This window comes from Reichenbachiella sp., assembly GCF_039941815.1.
In the GTDB taxonomy this organism is placed as follows: domain Bacteria; phylum Bacteroidota; class Bacteroidia; order Cytophagales; family Cyclobacteriaceae; genus Reichenbachiella.
Genome location: NZ_JBDVDW010000030.1, coordinates 20,561 through 43,983, shown reverse-complemented (window position 1 = coordinate 43,983; position 23,423 = coordinate 20,561). Strand labels below are relative to the sequence as shown.

Annotated in this window: 16 protein-coding genes; 8 read left to right on the top strand and 8 right to left on the bottom strand. The window is 42.3% G+C overall.

Features of this window, described 5'->3' with window-relative positions:
• Window positions 1–9: 9 nt before the first annotated feature.
• From ABJF11_RS07000 to ABJF11_RS06990, 3 genes are all read left to right on the top strand, one after another.
• Window positions 10–1,161 carry a 1-deoxy-D-xylulose-5-phosphate reductoisomerase gene (locus tag ABJF11_RS07000; protein WP_348119019.1) on the top strand — a complete coding sequence of 384 codons (1,152 nt, stop codon included), beginning with the start codon at window positions 10–12 and terminating at the stop codon, window positions 1,159–1,161.
• Window positions 1,161–2,480, top strand: coding sequence for an RIP metalloprotease RseP (rseP, locus tag ABJF11_RS06995; protein ID WP_348119017.1), 1,320 nt, complete (start codon window positions 1,161–1,163; stop codon window positions 2,478–2,480). The genes ABJF11_RS07000 and rseP overlap by 1 nt, the downstream gene beginning before the upstream one ends.
• 90 nt (window positions 2,481–2,570) lie before the next feature.
• Window positions 2,571–4,292, top strand: a complete 1,722-nt coding sequence (locus ABJF11_RS06990; RefSeq protein ID WP_348119015.1) for a hypothetical protein — start codon at window positions 2,571–2,573, stop codon at window positions 4,290–4,292.
• Here the strand turns inward: ABJF11_RS06990 and ABJF11_RS06985 are convergent.
• Window positions 4,289–4,837, bottom strand: coding sequence for a hypothetical protein (locus tag ABJF11_RS06985; RefSeq protein WP_348119014.1), 549 nt, complete (start codon window positions 4,835–4,837; stop codon window positions 4,289–4,291). The genes ABJF11_RS06990 and ABJF11_RS06985 overlap by 4 nt on opposite strands.
• Window positions 4,838–4,943: 106 nt before the next feature.
• On the opposite strand from ABJF11_RS06985, the gene metG reads away from it, so the two are divergent.
• Window positions 4,944–7,034, top strand: a complete 2,091-nt coding sequence (gene metG, locus ABJF11_RS06980; RefSeq protein WP_348119079.1) for a methionine--tRNA ligase — start codon at window positions 4,944–4,946, stop codon at window positions 7,032–7,034.
• Window positions 7,035–7,156: 122 nt separating this feature from the next.
• Complete coding sequence (locus ABJF11_RS06975) at window positions 7,157–9,274, top strand: molybdopterin-dependent oxidoreductase (RefSeq protein ID WP_348119013.1); 2,118 nt, start codon at window positions 7,157–7,159, stop codon at window positions 9,272–9,274.
• A 3-nt stretch (window positions 9,275–9,277) separates the two neighbouring features.
• Here the strand turns inward: ABJF11_RS06975 and ABJF11_RS06970 are convergent, their stop codons facing one another.
• Entirely contained in the window at window positions 9,278–11,215 is a 1,938-nt protein-coding gene (locus ABJF11_RS06970) for a YgiQ family radical SAM protein (RefSeq protein WP_348119011.1), read from the bottom strand.
• A 215-nt stretch (window positions 11,216–11,430) separates the two neighbouring features.
• Between ABJF11_RS06970 and aroB the strand changes: the two genes are divergently transcribed.
• Window positions 11,431–12,483, top strand: a complete 1,053-nt coding sequence (gene aroB / locus ABJF11_RS06965; protein ID WP_348119009.1) for a 3-dehydroquinate synthase — start codon at window positions 11,431–11,433, stop codon at window positions 12,481–12,483.
• Window positions 12,484–12,504: 21 nt separating this feature from the next.
• Here the strand turns inward: aroB and ABJF11_RS06960 are convergent, their stop codons facing one another.
• Window positions 12,505–12,684, bottom strand: coding sequence for a hypothetical protein (locus ABJF11_RS06960; protein WP_348119008.1), 180 nt, complete (start codon window positions 12,682–12,684; stop codon window positions 12,505–12,507).
• Window positions 12,685–12,955: 271 nt separating this feature from the next.
• Between ABJF11_RS06960 and ABJF11_RS06955 the strand changes: the two genes are divergently transcribed.
• Window positions 12,956–14,188 carry a 3-phosphoshikimate 1-carboxyvinyltransferase gene (locus ABJF11_RS06955; protein ID WP_348119007.1) on the top strand — a complete coding sequence of 411 codons (1,233 nt, stop codon included), beginning with the start codon at window positions 12,956–12,958 and terminating at the stop codon, window positions 14,186–14,188.
• A gap of 63 nt (window positions 14,189–14,251) precedes the next feature.
• Here ABJF11_RS06955 and ABJF11_RS06950 read toward each other — a convergent pair whose 3' ends face one another.
• Together ABJF11_RS06950 and ABJF11_RS06945 are read right to left on the bottom strand one after the other, a co-directional pair.
• Window positions 14,252–15,262, bottom strand: coding sequence for a FecR domain-containing protein (locus ABJF11_RS06950; RefSeq protein ID WP_348119006.1), 1,011 nt, complete (start codon window positions 15,260–15,262; stop codon window positions 14,252–14,254).
• Window positions 15,263–15,292: 30 nt separating this feature from the next.
• The gene (locus ABJF11_RS06945; protein ID WP_348119005.1) at window positions 15,293–15,877 is read right to left on the bottom strand and encodes an RNA polymerase sigma-70 factor; all 585 of its coding nucleotides are present in this window, start codon (window positions 15,875–15,877) and stop codon (window positions 15,293–15,295) included.
• Between the two features lie 167 nt (window positions 15,878–16,044).
• On the opposite strand from ABJF11_RS06945, the gene ABJF11_RS06940 reads away from it, so the two are divergent.
• Window positions 16,045–18,471 carry an ATP-binding protein gene (locus ABJF11_RS06940; RefSeq protein ID WP_348119003.1) on the top strand — a complete coding sequence of 809 codons (2,427 nt, stop codon included), beginning with the start codon at window positions 16,045–16,047 and terminating at the stop codon, window positions 18,469–18,471.
• A gap of 42 nt (window positions 18,472–18,513) precedes the next feature.
• Here ABJF11_RS06940 and ABJF11_RS06935 read toward each other — a convergent pair whose 3' ends face one another.
• The 3 genes from ABJF11_RS06935 to ggt all read right to left on the bottom strand — a co-directional run bounded on the left by ABJF11_RS06935 (window position 18,514) and on the right by ggt (window position 23,334).
• Entirely contained in the window at window positions 18,514–19,881 is a 1,368-nt protein-coding gene (locus ABJF11_RS06935; protein WP_348119002.1) for a S8 family serine peptidase, read from the bottom strand.
• 24 nt (window positions 19,882–19,905) lie between these two features.
• Window positions 19,906–21,051 (bottom strand): T9SS type A sorting domain-containing protein, encoded by a 1,146-nt coding sequence (locus tag ABJF11_RS06930; protein ID WP_348119001.1) that lies wholly within the window; start codon window positions 21,049–21,051, stop codon window positions 19,906–19,908.
• A 585-nt stretch (window positions 21,052–21,636) separates the two neighbouring features.
• Window positions 21,637–23,334 (bottom strand): gamma-glutamyltransferase, encoded by a 1,698-nt coding sequence (ggt, locus tag ABJF11_RS06925; protein ID WP_348119000.1) that lies wholly within the window; start codon window positions 23,332–23,334, stop codon window positions 21,637–21,639.
• Window positions 23,335–23,423 lie beyond the last annotated feature (89 nt).

The following is a 23,423-nucleotide window of genomic DNA, read 5'->3' as shown; positions in this document are numbered from 1 at the left end:
AATTAACCTTTGAAAAAGAAAATATCTATTCTTGGTTCTACAGGATCCATCGGCACACAGGCACTAGAAGTAATTGAATCCAATCCAGATCATTTCGAATTAGAGGCTATCACCGCAAACGAAAATGCGGACTTGTTGATTGAGCAGGCAGTAAAATTCAAACCAAACCTTGTCGTAATAGTCAATGAAGGTAAATATCAAAAAGTATTCGATGCCCTCGATCATTTGGATATCAAAGTCTATGCGGGAGACTCAGCACTATGCCATGCCGCTGAGCTGGAGCAAGTCGATGTGGTACTAACAGCACTGGTTGGATACGCTGGACTCAGACCAACTTTGAAAGCCATAGAAGCTGGCAAAGCGATTGCATTGGCAAACAAAGAAACTTTAGTCGTGGCCGGAGATCTTGTAACCAGACTGGCTAGAAAAAAACGTGTACCTATTCTACCTGTTGATTCCGAACATTCTGCTATTTTTCAATGCCTGACTGGTGAATACTCTAATCCAATAGAAAAAATTATTTTGACGGCCTCTGGTGGGCCATTTCGTGGCAAAGACAGGGATTTTCTGAGTGCAGTCAAGAAGGAGCAGGCGCTCAAACACCCCAACTGGGATATGGGAGCAAAAATTACAATAGACTCAGCCAGCCTGATGAACAAAGGACTAGAGGTCATAGAAGCAAAATGGCTTTTTGGATTGACGGATGATCAAATTGAGGTTGTCGTGCATCCGCAAAGTATTATTCATTCGATGGTGCAATTCGAAGACGGCTCGATCAAAGCACAGATGGGACTGCCAGATATGAAGCTCCCTATCCAATATGCGCTGACCTATCCAGATCGACTGAAAACTAACTTTCCCAGGTTCGACTTCAAGGATTATGCAGCATTGACTTTTGAGAAACCTGACCTCGAAACCTTCAAAAATTTAGCATTGTCTTTTGAAGCACTAAAAAAAGGTGGTAATCAACCTTGTATATTGAATGCGGCTAACGAAATTGCGGTATCAAAATTTTTGACAGACCAGATTGGCTTCCTTGAGATGTCAGATGTGGTGGAATCCTGTCTTAGTAAAATTTCGTATATCTCTTCTCCTAATTTGGATGATTACATAGAGACTGATAAAGAAACTCGAATATTAGCAACAGAATTGATTAATTAATGGAAGGACTAATAATGACAGCTCAGCTCTTGCTGGGATTATCCATTTTGGTGGGTGTACACGAATTTGGCCATTTAATAGCCGCAAAAGCCTTCGGTATGAGGGTTGAAAAATATTCAATTGGATTTCCACCTAAGATTTGGGGATTTCAATACGGCGAGACAGAATACTCTTTTGGCGCGATACCCCTCGGTGGATTCGTAAAAATTTCAGGTATGATTGATGAGTCTCTCGATACCGAAACCCTCTCTCAAGAACCGGAAGAATGGGAATTTAGAGCTAAACCGGCTTGGCAACGACTCATCGTAATGATGGGCGGTATCATTGTCAATGTAGTTACAGGTATCATTATTTTTATTTTCCTGGTCTATAGCAATGGCAATTCATATTTGCCTAAGGAAGAGCTAAACAAGCATGGCATTGTAGCAAATATGTTGGGTCAAGAAATTGGACTTCAAAATGGAGATGTGATTTTGAAAGTCAATGACAAAGAATACGAACGCTTCTCAGACCTTCGAAGCATGGATGTGCTTTTTGCTGATGAACCAAGCTATAAAGTTCAACGTGGAGACTCAGTTTTCGATTTGAAATTTCCTGATGGTTTCCTCAATAAACTTACAGACAAAAAATACAAAGATCAGTTTATCGATTTTAGATTTACCTACAAAGTAGGGCAAGTGGTCGCTGGTAGTCCTGCTGCTAAAGGCGGATTACTAGAAGGCGATAAGATCATTACGATCAACAATGAAAGCACCACTTTTTTTGACCAGCTTTCTAATATACTACATGAAAATAATGACAAGGATGTGGTGGCCACAGTCCAAAGAGCAGATAATACTTCTGAAACGCTAACATTTCATGTCAATCCAGATGGTACTATAGGATTTCATCCAGTGCCACTAATAAAGCTGCAACATGACGACTACACCTTCGGCGAAGCCATTCCAATTGGTACGACTCAGGCCTTCAATGTCGTATGGGCAAACATTAAGGGATTGGGCAAAATATTTTCAGGAGATGTAGCTGTATCAAAATCACTGAGCGGTCCGATCCGTATCGCTCAAATGTTCGGTGGCAAATGGGACTGGAATAAATTCTGGAATATGACCGGACTGCTTTCAATGGTACTCGCATTTATGAATTTTCTACCTATCCCAGCATTGGATGGAGGACATGTGGTATTTCTCACCTACGAAATCGTATCTGGACAAAAACCTTCGGATAGATTTTTAGAAAATGCTCAAAAAGTCGGTATGGTCATTTTGCTTAGCCTCATGGTTTTTGCCTTCTACAATGATATTGTTCAGACTTTGTTTTAAAAAATAAGACATTCACAAAATGAAGAGCATCGAGATTTCGATGCTCTTTTTTTATTTATATTGTTGGCCGATTGCGATCTAGCTTCATTTATGAAAATACTCCTGATCTTTCTGAGCCTGCTATTTCTTTACAACATCTCCATTGCGCAGGATTATAAGTTTCAGGTCGAAATCAATGGACACAGAGCTGGCCATTTTCTACAGTACACTGAATATTCTAGCGAGGTACATACCTACTCACAGCTGAACCTTCAGATACGTACGCTGCAGGATACAACCCAATATTATAAGAGCCTACATCTGGTAGAATCTGATTCTGGTCTGCTCAAATCAGTCCGTTGGACGCAAGTTCTTCTCGATTCTACTCATCATCAGGTATTGTTTAGAAATGATTCCATTATCAGAATAGAGCCAGGCAAAGAAAAAAGTATTGAGGTATATCCCTATCGACTAATTGGCTCCATGCAGATCAGACAAAAATCTGTTTCATCTCTAGATAGTATCAATGACACCATAAGCTATCATACTTTCGTATCCGAGCTCAACCGCCCAATGCTGGTGCATAGAGAACTGATAGCCACCAAGATAGAGAAGGCGCAGAAAGTATATATAGTCAAAGAATATTTCAATGAGCAACAGTTCACCATTAAGAAGTTTGACTCTGGATATAATTTGCTAAGTACAGAATCGGAAACACAGCTGGGAATGATCGCACTGAAAAGAGTAAATGATCTCCGATCCCCACAATTTTTTGAATCAGATTTATCAAGTCAATCCTTACTGAAATCTAATCTCTTGCTTCCCGACCCAAATCAAATACAAGCCATCAACTTAAAAATAACCGGAATTGATTCTACATATCAGCTAGCAAGCCATGAAAATCAATCGGCAGAAATGGTAGATAGCCTCTCCTATTATTTAAGGCTCACCAGTCAAACCGTGCCGCTTCTACCCGAAGATTCAATCTATCTGACTTCTACCTCCTACTTGTGGTCCTATCAAAAAGGACAGCGAATTGCAGACTCCCTGACTAGCGACTCGACCAATCAAATGATCTTAGAGACGCTGATCACTTATGCCAAAAAACATGATTCATATGCCCCTGTAGCGCTTTATGAGTTGTGTGTACATGCTGAGATTCCAACAAGACTAGTGTATGGCTATGCCTATGACCAATGGTTTTGGAAAGCTAAGTACTGGGTGGAAATAGCTCAAAATGGGCGTTGGGTCACAATAGATCCTACCTCGCAAATCACTCATAATGCTGTGCTCAAAATCGCCCTTATGAAAAGTCCAGCTGGAGGCAATTTGAATGACTTTTACCTAGCAAATCTACCCTCATTGACAAATATTCAGATAGAATCGTATGAGTTGGCAGGTAGAAAACACTCTGTATCCAATCAGATTTTTCAGTACTATTATGAGCACCCGGTATATGAAAATGAAGGGCTGGGATTGCGCTTCTATATTCCATCAGGTTTTCGAATTTCTGCTGATGGCACCTCAAAACCTGATAGAAATTTTCTGACACTCACGAACGACGATCGCGAGTCACTTATCTTCTATCAATTGCTGTCATTATCGGAGATCACCGAACAGGAAACCGAAAAAGAACTTATGGAATCGGTCAGGGACCCTAATTGTGAAATTCAATTTGACAAAAAAATAAAATTAGGATATACCAGCGCTGGCGAGCGTGGGGCTATAGCCATCAGGCAAGGTGGCAGTTTGATTTTCATTAAAATTCTCCATTCTAACCCTGATGAGATCATCCAATATTTACTCAAAAAAAATCTACACCTCAAATATTAAGAATTGTACGTCAGTAGGGTTTGAAAATAGTCTTTGAGTGCAAACATGAGTTGCTCGCTCTCTTCATTTCTAAATTTGAGCGAAAGCAGCTGTTCCTTACCTCCCCTGACCATATATGCTGAGATTGTATATTGAAACTCCTTGTTGGATTCCGAAAAAGCGTTGGCATCCGCCTGACTGGCTTGCACCTCGAGCTTCACTTCTTTGACTTCTGTAAAAAGATAGGCTCTTGAATACCCTGATCTGAAAAGAATGGTTTTATTATGTCTATCAATCACCAAACTGCGATAGGATGCCGTGAGGTAATTGAAAAATGGAGCAATTAGAAACAAGACACCGACAACAGTAATCGGGACTCCGATGGTCCAATCCAAGCCCATGGTTAGGGTAAGAACTCCCAGGACAGTAAAAGAAAAACCCAGAATCATAAAAAGCACCAAAATACCCCAGGAGGAAATAATATTTTTACGGACAATAAAGTAATCATCAGTATGATAGATGGTGTAACCATTCTTCCGCAACAGGGAAATCAGACTATTTTTCATAAGGATTCGTTGCTCTCTCAACACTTAAGATACCAAGAAATCAAATGAGATAATCGCCAATGTTTAAATAACTCCCAAATCCATTCGAGAGCCTCGTAATATTTTTATCTTTGCCGAAAAAAAATTCGTGCAAAAAGAGTTCAAAAGATTCACCATTACTTCCGCCCTACCTTACGCCAATGGGCCATTGCATATCGGTCATATCGCCGGAGCCTACTTGCCCGCCGATACCTATGTGAGATATTTACGCTCTCGCGGAAAGGAAGTAGCCTACGTGTGTGGCAGCGATGAGCACGGAGCGGCTATTACGCTAAGAGCAAAAAAAGAAGGTACTACTCCACAGGAGATCATTGACAAGTATCATCAGATCAACAAAGATACCTTCGAGCGTTTTGGAATTTCTTTTGATATCTATCATCGTACCTCAGAACAGATCCATCATAAAACCTCACAGGAGTTTTTCCTTAAGCTTTACAAAAATGGTGAGTTTATAGAGAAAGAGTCCGAGCAATTTTACGATGAGGAATACAAGCAGTTTCTAGCCGATAGATATGTGACTGGTACCTGCCCAAAGTGTAGCCATCCTGCCGCATACGGCGATCAATGTGAAAAATGCGGTTCCTCACTAAATGCTACAGATCTCATCAATCCAGTTTCCACTCTCAGTGGAAAAACACCTGTACTAAAGAATACTAAACACTGGTATTTGCCACTTGACAAATACCAGCCCTGGCTGGAAAAATGGCTCATCGAAGGCAAAAAAGGTGAATGGAAAACTAATGTCTACGGACAGTGTAGCTCATGGCTAAAAGAAGGCCTTCAGCCTAGAGCGATGACTCGTGACCTTGATTGGGGAGTGAGTGTCCCGCTGCCAAATGCCGATGGAAAAAAGCTATACGTATGGCTGGATGCCCCTATCGGGTACATTTCTGCCACCAAAGATTGGGCTAAAGCCAACAACAAAAACTGGGAGGACTTCTGGAAAAAGCAAGAGAACCCTGATGATGACTCTTGCCTGATTCATTTCATAGGCAAAGACAATATCGTATTCCATTGTATAATCTTCCCAGCCATACTACACGCTCATGGTGAATATATAGTACCGGAAAATGTACCTGCAAATGAATTCTTGAATTTGGAAGGAGAGAAAATCTCTACTTCAAGAAACTGGGCTGTTTGGCTTCATGAATACCTGGATGAATTTCCTGGAAAAGAAGATGAACTGCGTTATGTACTTACCTCTATCGCCCCTGAAACCAAAGACAGTGAATTTACCTGGAAAGATTATCAGGCTCGTGTCAACAATGAGCTGGTAGCCATCTTTGGGAATTTCATCAATCGAGCTCTGGTACTCACACATAAATATTTCGATGGGAAGTTGCCCGCAGCGGCACCTGAGGGTATAGATCTGGAAGTGATCAAGGATCTCGAAGCTTTCCCTGACAAAATTTCTGAAAGCTTAGAAAAATATAGGTTTAGAGAAGCCCTGGCACACTTGATGGATTTGGCAAGAACAGGCAATAAATATCTGGCAGATACCGAGCCCTGGAAGTTGATCAAAACTGATGAGAAGCGCACCGCTACCATCTTGAATGTGGCGCTTCAGATTGCAGCCAACCTGTCTATTTTGTGCAAACCGTTCTTACCAAGAACATCGGACAAGATAGCGACCATGCTCAATCTCGCTCACAAAAACTGGAATGATGCAGGAAAAGCAGACATGCTATTGACAGGCCAAAATATTGAGAAACCTGTTTTATTATTTGAGAAAATAGAAGACCAACTCGTGGATCAACAAGTAGAAAAACTAAAGGCCACTGAGGCCAGCAAGACAGTGAATGAAGAAAACGTAGAGGTAGCACCTCAGAAACCAGAGGTGACTTTTGATGATTTCATGAAAATGGATATCCGTACCGGTACTATCCTAGAGGCAGAAGCAGTACCCAAATCGAACAAACTTCTCAAGTTCAAAGTAAATACCGGTGTAGATACTCGTACCATTCTCAGCGGGATAGCAAAGCACTACTCGCCAGAAGAAATGGTTGGAAAGCAAGTAACAGTATTGCTCAATCTGGCGCCAAGAAAAATCATGGGTGTTGAATCTCAAGGCATGATTCTGATGGCAGAAGATCACGACGGTAAACTACGTCTGGTCCAGCCCAATGAGGTCACTCAAAATGGAATGGGGATTAGCTGATCTTTTGTTTGTCACTGCTTAATTAGTCGGGCCAATCATTAATTTATACAAGAGTCCGGCGCTCAGTGGAGTGCATATTGGACGAAAGCATCAAATGCCTTATCTTTTTGAAAAGATAAGGCATGACCAAGACTCATTTCCGAACCTGCAATCTGTGCGAAGCCATGTGCGGCCTGGCCATCGAACATGATGGAGAAAAAGTACTTTCGATCAAGGGAGACTTACAAGATGAATTTAGCCAAGGACACATCTGTCCCAAAGCCCTGGCTTTGAAAGACATCTACGAAGATCCTAATAGACTTAAAACACCGATAAAACGTACAGTAGATGGGTGGAAGAAGATCACCTGGAAGCAAGCCATAACCGAAGTAGCAACTAAGCTCGCTAAGGTCAGGAAAAACCATGGTTCAGACGCTGTAGGTGTATATAGCGGCAACCCAAATGTCCACAATTCTGGTGCTTTGTTGTCTGCTCCTGATTTTCAAAAAGAGCTCAAAACAAAAAACAGATTTTCAGCGACAAGCGTAGACCAGTTGCCTCATCAATTCATGGCTTATCTGATGTATGGCCATCAGTTGCAAATTCCTATTCCTGACATCGACCGCACCGACTTTTTGATCATATTAGGAGCCAACCCAATCGTCTCCAACGGCAGTTTACTCTCCGCTCCGAATATCAAAAAAAGACTCAAGGATATTCAATCACGCGGTGGCAAAATATTAAACATAGACCCTAGATATACGGAGACCTCGGCCAAGTCTGATCAGCATATCTATGTCAGACCAGGCAAAGATGTGTATCTATTGCTAAGTATGTTACATATCCTTTTTGAAGAAAATCTGGTTGACATCGGAAGGTTCAAAGGTTCTATAAAGGGGTTGGATGAAATAGAAAAGCTGGCTGAGAGTTATGCTCCATCAGAAACAGAAACTGTGACTGGAGTGAAAAGCAACATGCTACGAGATTTGGTTCGAGAATTTGCACAAACTGAAAAAGCTGTGCTCTATGGTAGAATGGGCGTGTGCACACAAGAATTTGGTGGAATGAACATGTGGCTGGTCAACATTATCAATATTCTAACCAGACACTTTGATGAGCCAGGAGGATATATGTTTACTACACCGGCCATCGATCTGAAACCACAACTATCCAGAGGCCATATCGGCAAATGGAAAAGTCGGGTCAGTGGGCTGCCAGAAACCGGTAGTGAGCTGCCTTCATCAGTAATGGCTGAGGAAATCCTGACTCCAGGTGACGGTCAAATTAAGGCCATGATAATCAACGCCGGAAACCCCGTGCTTTCTACACCCAACGGCTTGCAGCTTGAGAAAGCACTAAAATCGTTGGATTTTACGGTTTCCATCGACATTTATATCAATGAGACCTCCAAGCTTGCTCATATCATATTACCCACGGCCACAGGATTGGAAACTGAGCTTTATGATCTAATTTTTCATAGTCTCGCAGTAAGAAATACCACTAAATATTCCGAAGCATTGTTTGCTAAATCTAGTGATGCAAAATATGATTGGCAATTGTATAGAGCCCTGAGAAAAGCTTACCTACAGGCTACAGGAAAGCTGACCTTAGTCAAGCGGATGCGGCTATTGGCGGAATCCTTTTTCCCGCCAGAAAAAATGCTTGACATTCTATTAAAAAGAGGGCCATACAAGAAAGAGTTGAGTATTAAGAAACTAAAAAAGAGCCCCCATGGCATCGACTTGGGTGCGCTCAAATCACAAATGCCTGAGGCATTGTACCACAAGGATAAAAACATCCACGCTTTTCCTGATGCAATAAAAGGTGATTTAGACAGAGTCAAAACCAGATTTGAAGAGCTAGTCTCGTCCAAGGATGAGCTGCTACTGATCGGCAGGCGCCAGCTTCGAACCTGCAACTCCTGGCTTCACAACAGCCAACGGCTAATAAAAAATAATCCCTGCAATCTCTACCTTCACCCAAAGGATGCCAATCGCCTTGGTGTGACTGATCAAGAGACCGTGAAAGTCATTTCAAAAGTAGGGGAAGTCGAAGTGCCATTCGAAATCACTAGCGAGATCATGGAAGGGGTCGTCAGCCTGCCTCACGGCTGGGGCCACAAAGGAGATATAAAGCTGGACGTAGCGTCGACTGCTCCGGGGACCAACGTAAACGAGTTGACCGATGAAAAGTTTGTGGATCAATTGACAGGAAATGCCGCAGTAAACGGCGTCCCTGTAAAAATAGAGCTGGTAGTCTAGTGGTTATTTCTTGCGGCTTTTACCAGATCGTTTGCCCTTAAACGGTTTGTTTTTATCAAAAACACCTGACACCTCAGCCTTCTTGTGGCCGAATCGCTTCTGAGTCGGGCGATTGCTTAGCAATCTTTCTATAAGATCCTCTCGTCCTTTGCTTGTCAGCTTATCTTTTATCCGCTGGCGGTATTCATTTTTATGCCAAAAGAAGAACATGTGCTGATTGCGCTTCTCCTTTTCTGACTTGGGCGTAAACAATCGCTGCATGGTATAGGGATGATAGCCGGAATAGTAAATCACGGTCGCCACAGTCATCGGGGTTGGAGTAAAATCTTGCACCTGCTCCAGCTTGAATCCCATATCCTTCGTCTCTGCTGCCAGATTTGCCATATCCTCCTCCTTACAACCAGGGTGGCTGGAGATAAAATACGGAATCAGCTGCTGGTTAAGCTGATGTTTTTCATTGATCTTGTCGTATTTCTTTTTGAATTCATGAAAATGTTTGAAAGAAGGCTTTCGCATGATTTTCAAGGTATCATCGGCGGTATGCTCTGGTGCCACCTTCAACCTCCCGGAGACATGTCGAGTGACCAATTGCTCCATGTACTCATCTATACTATCGTTTGCATTTTTATTATAGCTTTTAGTCAACAGGTCATATCTGATCCCACTTCCTACAAATGCCTTCTTGACCTTTGGATGTTTGTCTACCTTTCGGTAAATCTCGGTCATAGAGCTATGATCGGTATCCAAGTTACTGCAGATGACGGGATGGATACATGACGGACTCACACATCGATCGCAGATCTCTTGCACTTTGCCTTTCAACCCATACATATTGGCTGAAGGCCCTCCCAGATCAGAAATATATCCTTTGAAGTCCGGCATATTCACTACCTGATCTACCTCCTTCATAATAGAATCCTGGCTTCTACTGGCAATAAACTTACCCTGATGCGCCGAAATGGTACAAAAGCTACATCCTCCAAAACATCCTCGGTGCATATTGATCGAGAATTTTATCATCTCATAGGCTGGAATAGCCCCTCTTTTGTTGTATTTGGGGTGTGGTAGCCGCGTATATGGCAAATCAAACGACTGATCGATTTCTTGTTCAGTCATGGTGTAATATGGAGGATTGATGATGATGTTGTGATCACCCGCAGCTTGTATTATTCTATCGGCCCTCAGTTTGTTGGACTCCTGTTCTACATGCTTAAAATTGGCAGCATAGGACTTTTTGTCTCGCAGACATTTTTCATGTGAGTGGAGCGTAATGTCCTTCCAGTTTTTGTTTTTAGGAATTTCTTCCTTCCGTAGGGCTTTATAACTCGTTTGTGGAATACTGGTCAACTGATGAAATGGCACCCCTTTCCCCAAAAGGCTCATGATTTCTCTGAGTGGCTGCTCCCCCATCCCATAGACCAATAGATCTGCTCCACTATCTTCGAGAATAGATGGCATCAATCGATCCGACCAATAGTCATAGTGCGTCACCCTTCTGAGGCTCGCCTCCACTCCACCGATGACAACTGGCACGTCTGGATATAGCTCTTTTAGGATTTTGGTATAGGTAATTGTGGCATAATCAGGTCTGAATCCAGCCGCGCCACCGGGTGTATATGCGTCATTCGATCTTTTTCTCTTGTTAGCAGTATAGTGATTTACCATGGAATCCATACACCCAGAGGTCACACCGAAGAACAATTTTGGCTTACCAAATTTTTTGAAGTCACGCAAATCATCCTGCCAATTGGGCTGAGGAATAATACCCACCCTATAGCCAGCGGACTCTATGATTCGGCCGATTACTGCACCACCAAAAGCAGGGTGATCCACGTAGGCATCTCCGGAGATAATCACTACGTCCAATTCGTCCCATCCATGAGCCTCCAACTCCTTCTTCGTGATTGGTAACCAATCCTTTAATTCCTGCTTCGGTGCCATTTGGCAAAGCTAGGCAAAAAGCAGTGAATAGGGCCTATATATTGAAATGGCAATGATTACGACCGCATTTAATATAGGTCAATTGACTAATTGCCTGGAGTACTGTCTCCATTCCAGACGATGCACATAGCAAAACATGTTTAAGAGAATTGATACTCGAATCAAAAGGAATTTAGAATAGGCAACATTACATTTGCTGCTCACAAAGAATAATCATGGAAAATCACCGTACCGAAATCACGAACGACATTGCCCAAAGTATCCGTAATTTCCTCAACGGTAACAATTATAGCAAAATAGCGGTCATCTGCGATGAAAACACAGAAGCCCACTGCTTACCAAAAATTCTTGATGCCTTACCAGAACACTACCTGTTGCGGATCGATAGTGGGGAAGAAAATAAGCACCTTGGTACTTGTGAGCAGCTTTGGATGGCACTGACTGAGGCCGGCTTTGATAGAAAAGCCCTGGTTATCAATCTTGGCGGCGGAGTCATAGGAGATATGGGCGGATTCGTAGCGTCTACTTATAAGCGTGGCATGGATTTTCTCAACATCCCAACCACTTTGCTAGCTCAGGTAGATGCCAGCGTAGGGGGCAAACTTGGTGTTGATTTTAACGGATACAAGAATCACATTGGTTTATTTGCAGAACCCCAGACCGTACTGATCGATCCGTCATTTTACTCAACTTTACCAGAGAGAGAATTGTACTCTGGATTTGCAGAGGTGATCAAACATGGGCTGATATATGATCATGCATATTGGGATAAAATAAAGTCTGTTGATGTTATTTCTGCTAAATGGAGTGAATTAGTGGCTCGATCAATTGAGATTAAAAAAGAAGTGGTTTTGGCTGACCCGTTTGAATCTGGAAAGAGAAAGATTCTCAACTTTGGTCATACACTAGGTCATGCGGTAGAATCATATTTCCTTGACAAAGGTGAAGATAGACTCCTCCATGGAGAGGCCATTGCAGTGGGAATGATTTGTGAGGCATATTTGTCGTATAAATTCACGGGTCTGACCACTGATGAACTAGAGGAGACAGTCACATATTTAATCAAAATCTATCATCCAGTGGCAATAGATAAGTCGCTCTTCGACGAAATCGTAGGGTTAACGTTACAGGACAAAAAGAATGAAGGGGGGCGTGTGCAATTCAGTTTGCTCAACGCCATAGGCAAATGCCAGGTTAATATTCCTATTTACGCACCTGACATGCTAGACAGCCTGTTTTATTTCAATAAGCTGGTGGGAAGTAATTGAAGTAATGGCTCCAATGAGCTGCTAGACAAATAAGTCTGCTTTTGTATCTTCTGAAACTACTACATTTTCAACTTTCTTAGTTTCTGACTTTTCGCTTTTCAAAAAAAGATAAGTCGCCAGACCAAGTGTTGCTCCTGCAGTGGCGCCTGCAACTAGTTTACCTAAAATTCCCGTTCTTTTTTTTGTTTTTGTTTGCTTCATTGTATTATTCTCTGACCTAACTAATAAACAACTTCAGTATTGAAATCCCTCAAACCTCAGTTAGAATTATTTAACGTAATTGCTATGCAATAGATATACCAAATTGAGGGCAGACCGGATAATTTTTGGGTTGATTTAGGGCAACTCCGATTCTGACCATCAACTAAGTATACTGTAAGTAAGCAATGACTCGAATTAAAATCCTGTCGAATGACTTCATTTTCCTGCCTAAACTTTAATATTGCAACTCTTTAAAAATCAATACGAGAACATGAGTGGATCTATCAGATTAAGAAAGCCCAAAACAACATTATCCCTCGATGTTCCTCTGACCTCCTCCAAAAGCGAGAGCAACAGAGTATTGCTTATGAAACAACTGGGTGGAGGACTGTCGAAACTAGACAACAAATCTACTGCCCGAGATACAGTGACCATGCAGGCTTTGCTGGCCACAGATGAGTCTTCACTGGATGTGCTGGATGCTGGCACGGTGATGCGATTTATGACGGCTTACCTTGCACTTGGGGATAAGCAAAGAAGAATCACAGGAACGCCACGAATGTGCAAAAGACCCATCAAGGTGCTGGTGGAAGCGTTGAATAGGCTTGGTGCAAGTATCACCTATGAAAGCGAAGAGGGGTATCCTCCGCTATTATTCAACCCATTTAGTGAGCAAAAGACCAATCTTCTAACTATGCCTGGAAACATCAGCAGTCAGTATATTTCTGCGCTTCTCATGATTTCCCCATTGCTACCAAAGGGGCTGACCATCACGCTGGAAGGTGAAATTTATAGTAGACCCTACATCGAAATGACATTGAACCTCATGGCTCACTTCGGAGTCCATGGGGAGTTTAAGAATCAAAAAATAAGCATTCAGCCGCAAGCGTATAAATCAAACAATTATAGAGTAGAATCAGATTGGTCAGGTGCCAGCTACTGGTACAGTTTGTTTGCCCTTGCGGATGAGGCTTCCATTAAGCTTAGAGGATTGCGTCAGCAGTCCAATCAGGGAGACCATGCCATCGTCTCTATCATGGAGGAACTGGGTGTACAATCTACCTTCGACGGCGAAACGGTAACCCTCAGTAGAACGACAATAAAAAAAGACCTAACCTTAGATTTTAAGTCTTGCCCGGATCTGGCACAGACTGTGATGGCATGTGCCGCAGCACTGGGGGTAAATTTGAAGATGACTGGCTTGGAAAGTCTCAGGATCAAAGAATCTGATCGCACGGCTGCGATGGCTACTGAGTTGGCCAAAATAGGCGCAAAATTGGAGGAGAAAGAAAATGGACTCTGGGTGCTTACTTCTCCTTCTATACTGGATGTACCTAACATAGTTGAGTTTGACACCTATGATGATCACCGAATGGCCATGGCGCTTGCACCGCTGTGCATGAAGTTTGAATGTGTCATACACGAACCCGAAGTGGTTGTAAAATCATACCCGGAATACTGGGAGCATTTGGAAATGGCTGGGGTAGAAATAACTGAATTATAAACGGTTAAGGTTTTGCAAAAAACATACTTAGTATTTATCAGATAGAGGTTTTCGCCATCAAGATCACTCTGGGCATCCTCTGCCTGCCAGCAGGTAAGCATCTCCCTGATTGGACCAGACGATCCCCAGACGGTAGCCAACACCATTGAGAAATTCTTCAATAGGACCGCCTTCATACGATATACTAATTTTACAATTGGCAATAGCCGGATTGGATAAGTTCACTTTGATCTGATACGCTTGATGGAGGGAAGCTAATATCTCTGATAATGGCTGATCTTCAAATGAAAGCTTTCTGTTGGTTTTCGGTAGTGGACTTTCTGCACGAGTGTTACCAATTTTAACAAGCTGCCGGGTGCTTCGATAATATACGCCACGATAGCCCGGTGTCAAGATCGTACGCTTGCGTGAAGCGGTCATCTGCACTTTTCCGGTTTTCACCATTACCTCTACACTATCGGAAATTGCATTGTTCACATTAAACGAAGTGCCAAGGACTCTGACTTGCACTTCTCCGGTTTTCACCACGAACGGAAGTTTGGGGTTGTGAGTCACATCGAAAAAGGCTTCACCTTCAAGACTGACAGTTCGATTCTTTTTATCAAAGTTTTTGGAGTAAATCAGCCGGCTGTTTTTGCTTAGATTGATGTTAGTTCCGTCTGGTAGTGTAATAGACTTCATCTCCCCCGAGGCTACGTATTCTATCAGATTTGTAGACTCGGACTTAGTACCCATATCCCAGCAAAACCAGCCTACTCCGATCATCAAAACAATCATGGCAGCTACTCTGAGTATGTAGTACGGCGAAATAGAATGATGATTGTTCGTCGAACGTCTCCTTCGGACCGATTTGGCCCAAGCCTGCCCCACATCAAAGCCTTCATCTTCTGCGCCTATAGTGTTCACGGCCTTTAGATCCAGAAACAAAAGCTTCAAGCGATTGTACTCAGCCTCATTTTCGCCGGAGAGCGACTTCCAATCCAGCACTTGAGCCTGTTGATCATCACTCAGCTCGCTGGCAAAATGCAGATACAATTCTTCTTCAGATACGATATGTCTTTCCTCTTTACTCATTCCTTATATTGTGGACAACTATCGTTCATTTTACCCCCACAAGTCATTTTGAAGTAACGTGCTAAGCCATAAAGTGAGTCCATGCAAATGTCTGCTCAATGCAGACCGCATCACCTTTAGCGCTCGCCCCATTTGATTTTCAACAGTTTTAATGGACAAGCCAAGCTCTTCGGCAATCTCCTTATACTTTTTCTCTTCAAACCTGCTCATTTCAAAAATCTCCCGACACTTCTCTGGTAGTCTATCCAGCGCCTGATCTATTTCCTGCTGAAGCTCATCGATCTCCATAAAATTTGTTTCAAATGATTCAGATTTTAGCGCTTCGTACGCCTCATGTCGACGTACTATTTTTTTGTGCTTGAGATAGTTTAGGCATCCATTTCGGACGGCACCGTAGAGGTAAGATTTGATATTCGTTCTGATCTCTATTTGATCAGACTTAATCCATACGTTAGTAAAAACGTCCTGAACAATCTCCTCAGCTATTTGCGAGCTTTCTACGTACTGATTAGCAAAAGTGGCGAGTTGCTTGTAATAGCACTTAAAAACCCTTTCATATTCCCGTTCTTGAGACAGATCAAGGGTGCTTTTTTCGATATCTAAATCAGTATTCAACAACTAGCGAAACTATTAAGAATTGACAGTAATCTCATCGTTAATTCCAATTTTTACCCTCAGTAGAGACATTCGTCGAAATATCCACTCATTTTAGTCCTATTTTTTTTGGTGAATTGGCTGATTTACGTAGCTTAGTTTGACTCGAATCGACAGCGGATTCAAACATGTCCATACAGCAACTACAAAATAGCCCCCATTTCGGTAAATCATTTATGACTTTATTGTTCAATAAATCAAGACTTCCCCTGTTTCTCATCATACACTTTTTGGCAGTTGGAAATACAGCAAATGCCCAGATAAGTAATAATAGAAGTGAAGAGCGGGTAATTACACTTTTGACGAATGCAAAAACCAATCTCAATCGCCAGAACCTTTCGCTTTCATTATCGCAGGCACAATCTGCCCTTTCGACTGCCACTACTATTGGTGATGAACAAAAGATCTGGGAAGCAAAAAACCTTATCGGAGAAATCTACTTAACTCAGGGAGACTTTCAGCGAGCCATTCAGCTCTTTTTAGGTCTGAGTATGAATGCCGAAAAAATCAACAACTACAGTGTGTCAGCCAACGGATATCTATCTCTAGCCAATATATATTCTCATATGGGCGCTTTTACCAAAGCTGCGGAGACCTATGATATAGCCTACGAGCAATTCGATCAAATCGATTACGAACTTGGCATGATTGAAGTGAAAGCAGCTGCCAGTCTCAATTTTCTGATCGCCAATCAAAATGAGCAGGCATTGAAGGCCTATCAACAATTACTATCATTGGCGGTACAGGATAGTTTAGCCTACTTCAAACTGATTGCGCATGATGGATTGCTGGAGGTGTATCAAAAGCTGAATGACTATGACAAGGGCCTTGAAATAGGTGAGTCCTATCTTCAGTTGATTCAGACTGAGGGAGGAAGTCCGCAAATGGCTGCCAATGCCAATAACCAAATAGCCGCTTTGTATCTCAATGCTGGCGAAAATGACCAAGCGATTGAAGCACTCAAGAAAGCTGAAAACATTTGTTTGACAAACTCAATAAACAATAAAATTCTGGCGAACACCTATCAGCAGCTCGCAAAGGCCTATCAGGCCAAGAATCAGGATCAGCAAGCCCAAACATATGATCAAAAGTATAAATCACTAAGTGCAAGGTTGCCAAAGTCTGTGAGCTATGATGCACAAGGATTTGAAGAAGCTGAAGCTACAGCCAGGTCACTAGAACAAGAGGCTCGTGCCATCGTGGAGGAAGAGGCATTGATTATAACACAAGCAGAAAGCTCTAAAAGAGAAGAAATCAAAAATGATGAAATTGCCAGATTAAAAATTCTTGAGCATGAAGCGCTAGTTGGGAATAGAAATTTGGGACACTCAGCACTGGAAGCGGAGTATATCCATCAAGATTTGATGATTGCTCAGCATGAGTTTGAAAGTACAGAAAGACAGGCCGAAATACTGAGATATAAGGAGAGCCTGATACGACATCAGTTAGAGCTGAAGCTAGCAGAGGAAGAGAAGCTCATCCTGGAGCAGGAAGCCGAAATCAGTGAAAAAAGACAACTCATCTACCTCATTATCGGTGGAGCCTTTGTGATCATTGCATTGATCCTGGGTGTGGAATATGTGAGAGTGAGCCGACTCAACAGCTTACTAAAGAAGCAACAGGCCACTATTCATCAGCGCAACGTTGAGCTTCAGCTGAGCAACGCAACGATAATGGAAAAGAATGCCAAGTTGCACAGAGCGCATGACGAGCTAAAACGCACCCAGGCAAATCTGATTCAGGCTGAGAAAATGTCCGCTCTTGGAATGCTCACCGCCGGAATTGCCCATGAGGTAAACAATCCTATCAGCTTTGTATCGAACGGATTACAAATTCTTGAAGAAAACATTTCTGAGGCCTTCGATAGTCTTTCGACCTTCGAACAAATTCTGCAATTAGAAAATTTGGATGAGATCAAGAGCAACTATAATATTCACAAAGCTGAAAATACTAGTGTGTCTGTATTAAAAAAGGATACTGCTGATCTACTCGAAGATGTGAAATTTGGTGCGACCAGAATTATTGAGATTGTAGACGGTCTGCGGATTTTCTCAAGAAAAGATGAAAAGAAATTCAAGAAAGCACACCTGCATGAAATCATAGATTCGGCACTTCTGATTTCAAAATCTAAGTACAAAGGTCGTGTGCAGATAATCAAGGAATATGGTAATAATATCCCTGCGATCGACTGCTTCCCGGGGCAGCTCAATCAGATATTTATCAACTTGATTGGCAATGCCTCCGATGCCATTGAAGGAGAAGGCTGGATTAAGATCATGCTACAAGATATTTCTGGGAAATACGTGAGAGCCATCGTCCAGGATAGTGGATCTGGGATGACCGACGATGTCAAAAAGAAAATTTTCGAGCCCCTCTATACGACTAAGGAATCTGGCAAGGGCACCGGACTGGGACTCTCGATATCTACAGATATTATGAAGACCCATCGTGGTCATATCGATGTACGAAGCAAGGTCGGAGTTGGTACCGCATTCATTCTTACCCTCCAGGTTGACTTGATGAAGGATAAGAATGAAGTCGTACAAGATTCCTAATTAAACCTGAAATATGCATTAGATAATCCAGGTTAAATTATTTTATTCTGTTAACGCACGGTAGGCATTGATCCGGCCGGCTCCATAAAGCTCATCTTTGCCAAGGACTCCCAGATCGTCTGCTGTATCCTTTATCTTTTGCTTTAGCTCATATGGCGAAAGTGTCTCACTATTCTGAGCACTAATCAAGGCGGCCAATGCAGAGACATGAGCCGCCGAAATACCTGTGCCAGATGTAGTATTGTATCTATTGGTAGAACCGTTCACCAATTCTGGCGACACAGCGGTCATTATCCCATCAAGGAAGGTACCATCTACTAATAGGTCGTTGCCTCCGGGAGCTACGACATCCACAGCTCTTCTTCCATAATTAGAATAAGACGTAAGGCTGTCAAAATCTTGCTGATTGATGGGTGCATTTGCTCCCACTGACAATACCTGATGAAACTGCGAAGGAAAATGTAATAGCCCAACGGATCCAAGGTCATGTCCGACGTACATATCATCCCCATCTCCGGCAGCTGCTACGACCAGTACTCCCTGAGTATTTGCATATTGGATTGCTTTTTTCAATGCAGCAATAGATGTTCTAAGCCCACTGCATAGGTAGTAGTTGGGTGAGAAGTGTGAACCAAAACTAATATTGATAATATCGGCATCAGCACCATCTACAGCATGCATAATCCCTGCTACTAGGTCTGAGAAGTTTCCTGAACCATCATCTTCAAGTACTTTTATACCAATAAGCGTGGTATGTGGAGCCAGTCCCGCTATGAAATGATTGTTTGTAGAAATGATACCGGCTACTTGTGTACCATGACCATTAAAATCTACTAAATCTGTTGGATCACTGCTTGTGAAATTCATACTGCTAGAGATATCATATTTACCATCCAGGTCAAAATGATTATCACTGATTCCGCTATCCACAATGGCTATCCTTACGCTTTCGTCTCCCTGCTCTAGCTCCCAAGCCTCAGTAGAACCTATCGTGCGCATATTCCATTGAAATACATTGTAAAACGCAGCAGTAGTAGGGTCCTTGTGTTCTCCGATTCTGGCAGATACGCCACCATCAGTCTCTACGATCTCATCGACACGCTCTCTAAGCCAATCCACTTCTATGTCTGACCCGATGGACATCACACTGCGGCTACGACCCAGTCGTTTTGCAGCTCTCTCAGATAGTCCACTGACTGTGGCTACTCCGATTTCTGGATGTATTCGTTCTACTGTGCCACCAACTCTGGTAACCATGCTAAGTAGGCTGTTCGCACTACCTCGAAATATTACCATATGATAATCTGTAGCGTTTTCATCCAGACAGACGGGAGGGTCCTGATGATGACCTCCACAGCTAGTAATTACTACTGCCGATACTATTATTACCCAATTTTTAATGCTATTCATGACAAAATTCTCTTAACCTAACTCTTAATTGACCAAAAATCTTTTTGCCAGTACCCTACTGGCTGTATAAATTCTAATGTGATATATTCCTTTAGCTAGCGATTGGTTCAAACGCCACATCGTGACCGGAGCAATAAAATGCTCTTGAATCAACACTCTGCCTGATGGGTCGAGCACTTCAATCTGGCTTGGATTCAAATCTTTCGAAATTTCGACCGCAAGTTGGTTTTCTGATTGTTGTACCGGATTGGGGTAGACCACCACTCCGCCACCTGCGTCGAGCATTTCTACCCGTACGCTTTCAAAGATCTCGTAGGATCCGTCGTAATCCACTGCCATGAGTCGATAATATAGCGTGCTCCCTGTAGCCGAATAGTCAGAATATTGATAATGAAGCACTATGTTCGAATTGCCATGACCAGTCACGTATCCTATTCCTGAGAACTCAGCACCATCATAGGATCTTTGAACCTCAAAGTGATCGAAATTTTCTTCTGAAGCTGTCGTCCAGTTTAATTCTACCTGATGATCGAGTGCTCGAGCTGTGAAATCGAGTAATACTACTGGCAATTCGGATGACACTTCGCTGTATAAAACCGGATGGTTTGAATTGAGATCGGTGAAGTCACCGCCATTCGCTGTACCCGTGGTGCTACCGTTGACATAGAGATCATCTCCACCAGCATTGTCAGTGTAAATAGATCCACCATCTACGATCAAATCTCCTGAGATGACAATCACACCATCACCTACCAGACTGACAGTAGAACCATTGGTATCTAAGTCACCATATACTTTTAATACCCCGTTGTCTTGCACATCAAGTGTCATGATTGCACCAGTAAATGTGAGATCTCCGAATATGGTAAGCGTATCATTGCTTTCAATCGTGAGCCCTTCGGAAAAGGTAGTATGAGAATAATCAAGTGATCCGGCTATGGAAATATCTCCTCGGATGGTAGCCCAGCGATTGACGCCTGAAGTAGGGGCACCGCCTACATCCCAATTACCCGACGCATCCCATGTAGCTGCAAGGCTCCAATCTCCGGGAAGATTATCTACGCTAAGTTCCTGAGCATAAGAAGTGTGTGAAACAGCCAAGGTCAAAACGACCAATAAGGTTACGGCATACAGCCGTGGGGCGAATTTTGGGTGTGTTAGTTGCTTCATTTCTAAGATCGATGGTATATATGCAGTCGCTACAGCACCCAATAAAGGGCCCAAAAGTAACTGCTTCCTTCTTTCTTAGCTGAAATTCTCCTTAGCCTAGCTGATGGCTAAAGAAGAGATGCAATTTACGGGATTTTTTACTAAAAACTGATTTATGTCCAGCATATGTTGTATCATATCAAATTTTCTATCTGAATTACTTTAAACCTGAAATATGCATTAGATAATCTATTCCAATCATAAAGCACTTTGAAATAGACACTTTACATATATTTATTGAATCACCATAGCGGTGCTATGCCTCTTCAATATAAGTGCCTCTTTCTTTGCGCTTTATGCTTTCATCACGATTCCTAATGCATAATCCAGGTTAAAAGCATAGTATTTTGTAAACCTTCCAGATCATACATATGAGATTAGTTTATCTTGGTTAGCTCAGATTCATGGTTGACAATCCTCGTTATTAAAAAGAGTAGACTTGATTCCACTATCATACTTTACCTGATTTTAGTGCTTAAATATTTTGGATAGGAGTCCTCCTATTGGTTTCCAACATCTATTTGGTCTTCTTCAATCTTTATAAGATCAATAACCCACAGCTCCGCCATCTTTACTGGTCGTATCTGAGGCGCCAGCATACCGCTCATTTTTCTCATCGTATTTGATACCTGCAAGTCTTCCTAAATAATCGACACTTTTTAGTGTATGACCCATCTCTGCTAGTGCATCACGCGTATCAGGAGAGAGTAGTTCTTTCTCATAAAATATAACATCCGGGAGCCAAGACTGATGAATTTTCATTACTTCAATGGCTTTGTCTATAGGCATGTCATAAGCCAAAACATTGAGCACTGTCTGGAATACTGTATTGATAATAGTTCTTCCTCCAGGGCTTCCTATGACCAAATATGTTTTTCCATTTTTAGCAACTATGGTTGGTGACATACTGGAGAGCATTCTTTTTTCGGGTGCTATTAGATTTGGTTGAGTCCCTATCAATCCTTTGTTGGTTGTCAATCCTTCCACCGGGTTAAAATCCCCCATTTCATTGTTGAATATGAAACCCAATTTGGAAGAACCCATTCCTGAGCCGAAGGAATGCTCCAGGGTATAGGTAAGTGATACAGCACTTCCGTCCTTGTCAACTATAGAAATATGTGTGGTACTACTACCATCATATAATTGACCGAATTTGGATGAGTCGCTTACTGATGCTCTTTGCTGGTCAATCATTCTATAACGTGTTTTGGCAAAGTCCTTGGACACAAGCTTTTCAAGCGGCATATTGAAATTAAAATCCGGATCTCCCAAATGTTGTGCACGATCAGCAAATGCCCTGCGCATTACTTCTGCCATCAAGTGAACATATTCAGTTGAATTAAATTCAATTGATTCCATATCTGCTTGTTCTATCAAATTCATCATTTCAATCAAAGCCACTCCACCTGAGCTTGGCGGAGGCATTGTAATGATCTCAAATTCTTTGTATGACCCTTTCAACGCCTCCCGTTCGATGGCTGTATATTTCAACAAATCTGTTTTTGTGATTATTCCACCATTAGCTTTCATATAGGCAGTGATTTCGTCTGCAACAGGGCCTTTGTAAAACCCATCTTGCCCATGGTCCCTTATTAATTTCAATGTATTGGCCAGGGACCTCTGCTTCCAAATTTCACCAGGTTGAACCATGGCCCCTTGTTCATTTCGAAAGTAATTGATCAGTATATCTTTGGAAGGGTCCCACTCTTCGATTTTTTTCGCCCAATCGTAGAGCGCCCAGGTCAATTCAAACCCATTTTCAGCCAGGTCGACGGCGGGTTGAACCAGGTCTTTCCAGGGCAAAACGCCATATTTCTCATGAGCCATAAATAAACCAGCTACAGTGCCTGGTACACCTACTGACTTTAGCCCGTGATGGTTGGCCCCTTTGATCAATCGACCTTGTTGATCCTGAAACATGGTTAACGAAGCGGCAAGTGGCGCTTTTTCTCTGAAGTCGATGGTTGTAGACTCACCGTCCAAATTTTTAAAAACCAGGAAACCGCCACCTCCGATATTTCCAGCTTGCGGAAAAGTAACGGCCATTGCAAATGCTGTTGCCACACTTGCATCGATTGCATTACCTCCTTTTTTAAGGATTTCAGTCCCTACTGAAGAAGCAATTTCACTCTCAGACACCACCATTCCATTTTTAGCATAAACTTGGGCATGGCTGGTGTTGTAAGCCAAAAACATGGATACAAAACCTATTAATACAAATATTCTTCTAAGCACGATTTTCATTGTTTTTATTATTTATGGATAGGTTATTTTATTCAATATTGATTTAACCTGAAACATGCATTAGATAATCTATTCCAATCATAAAGCGC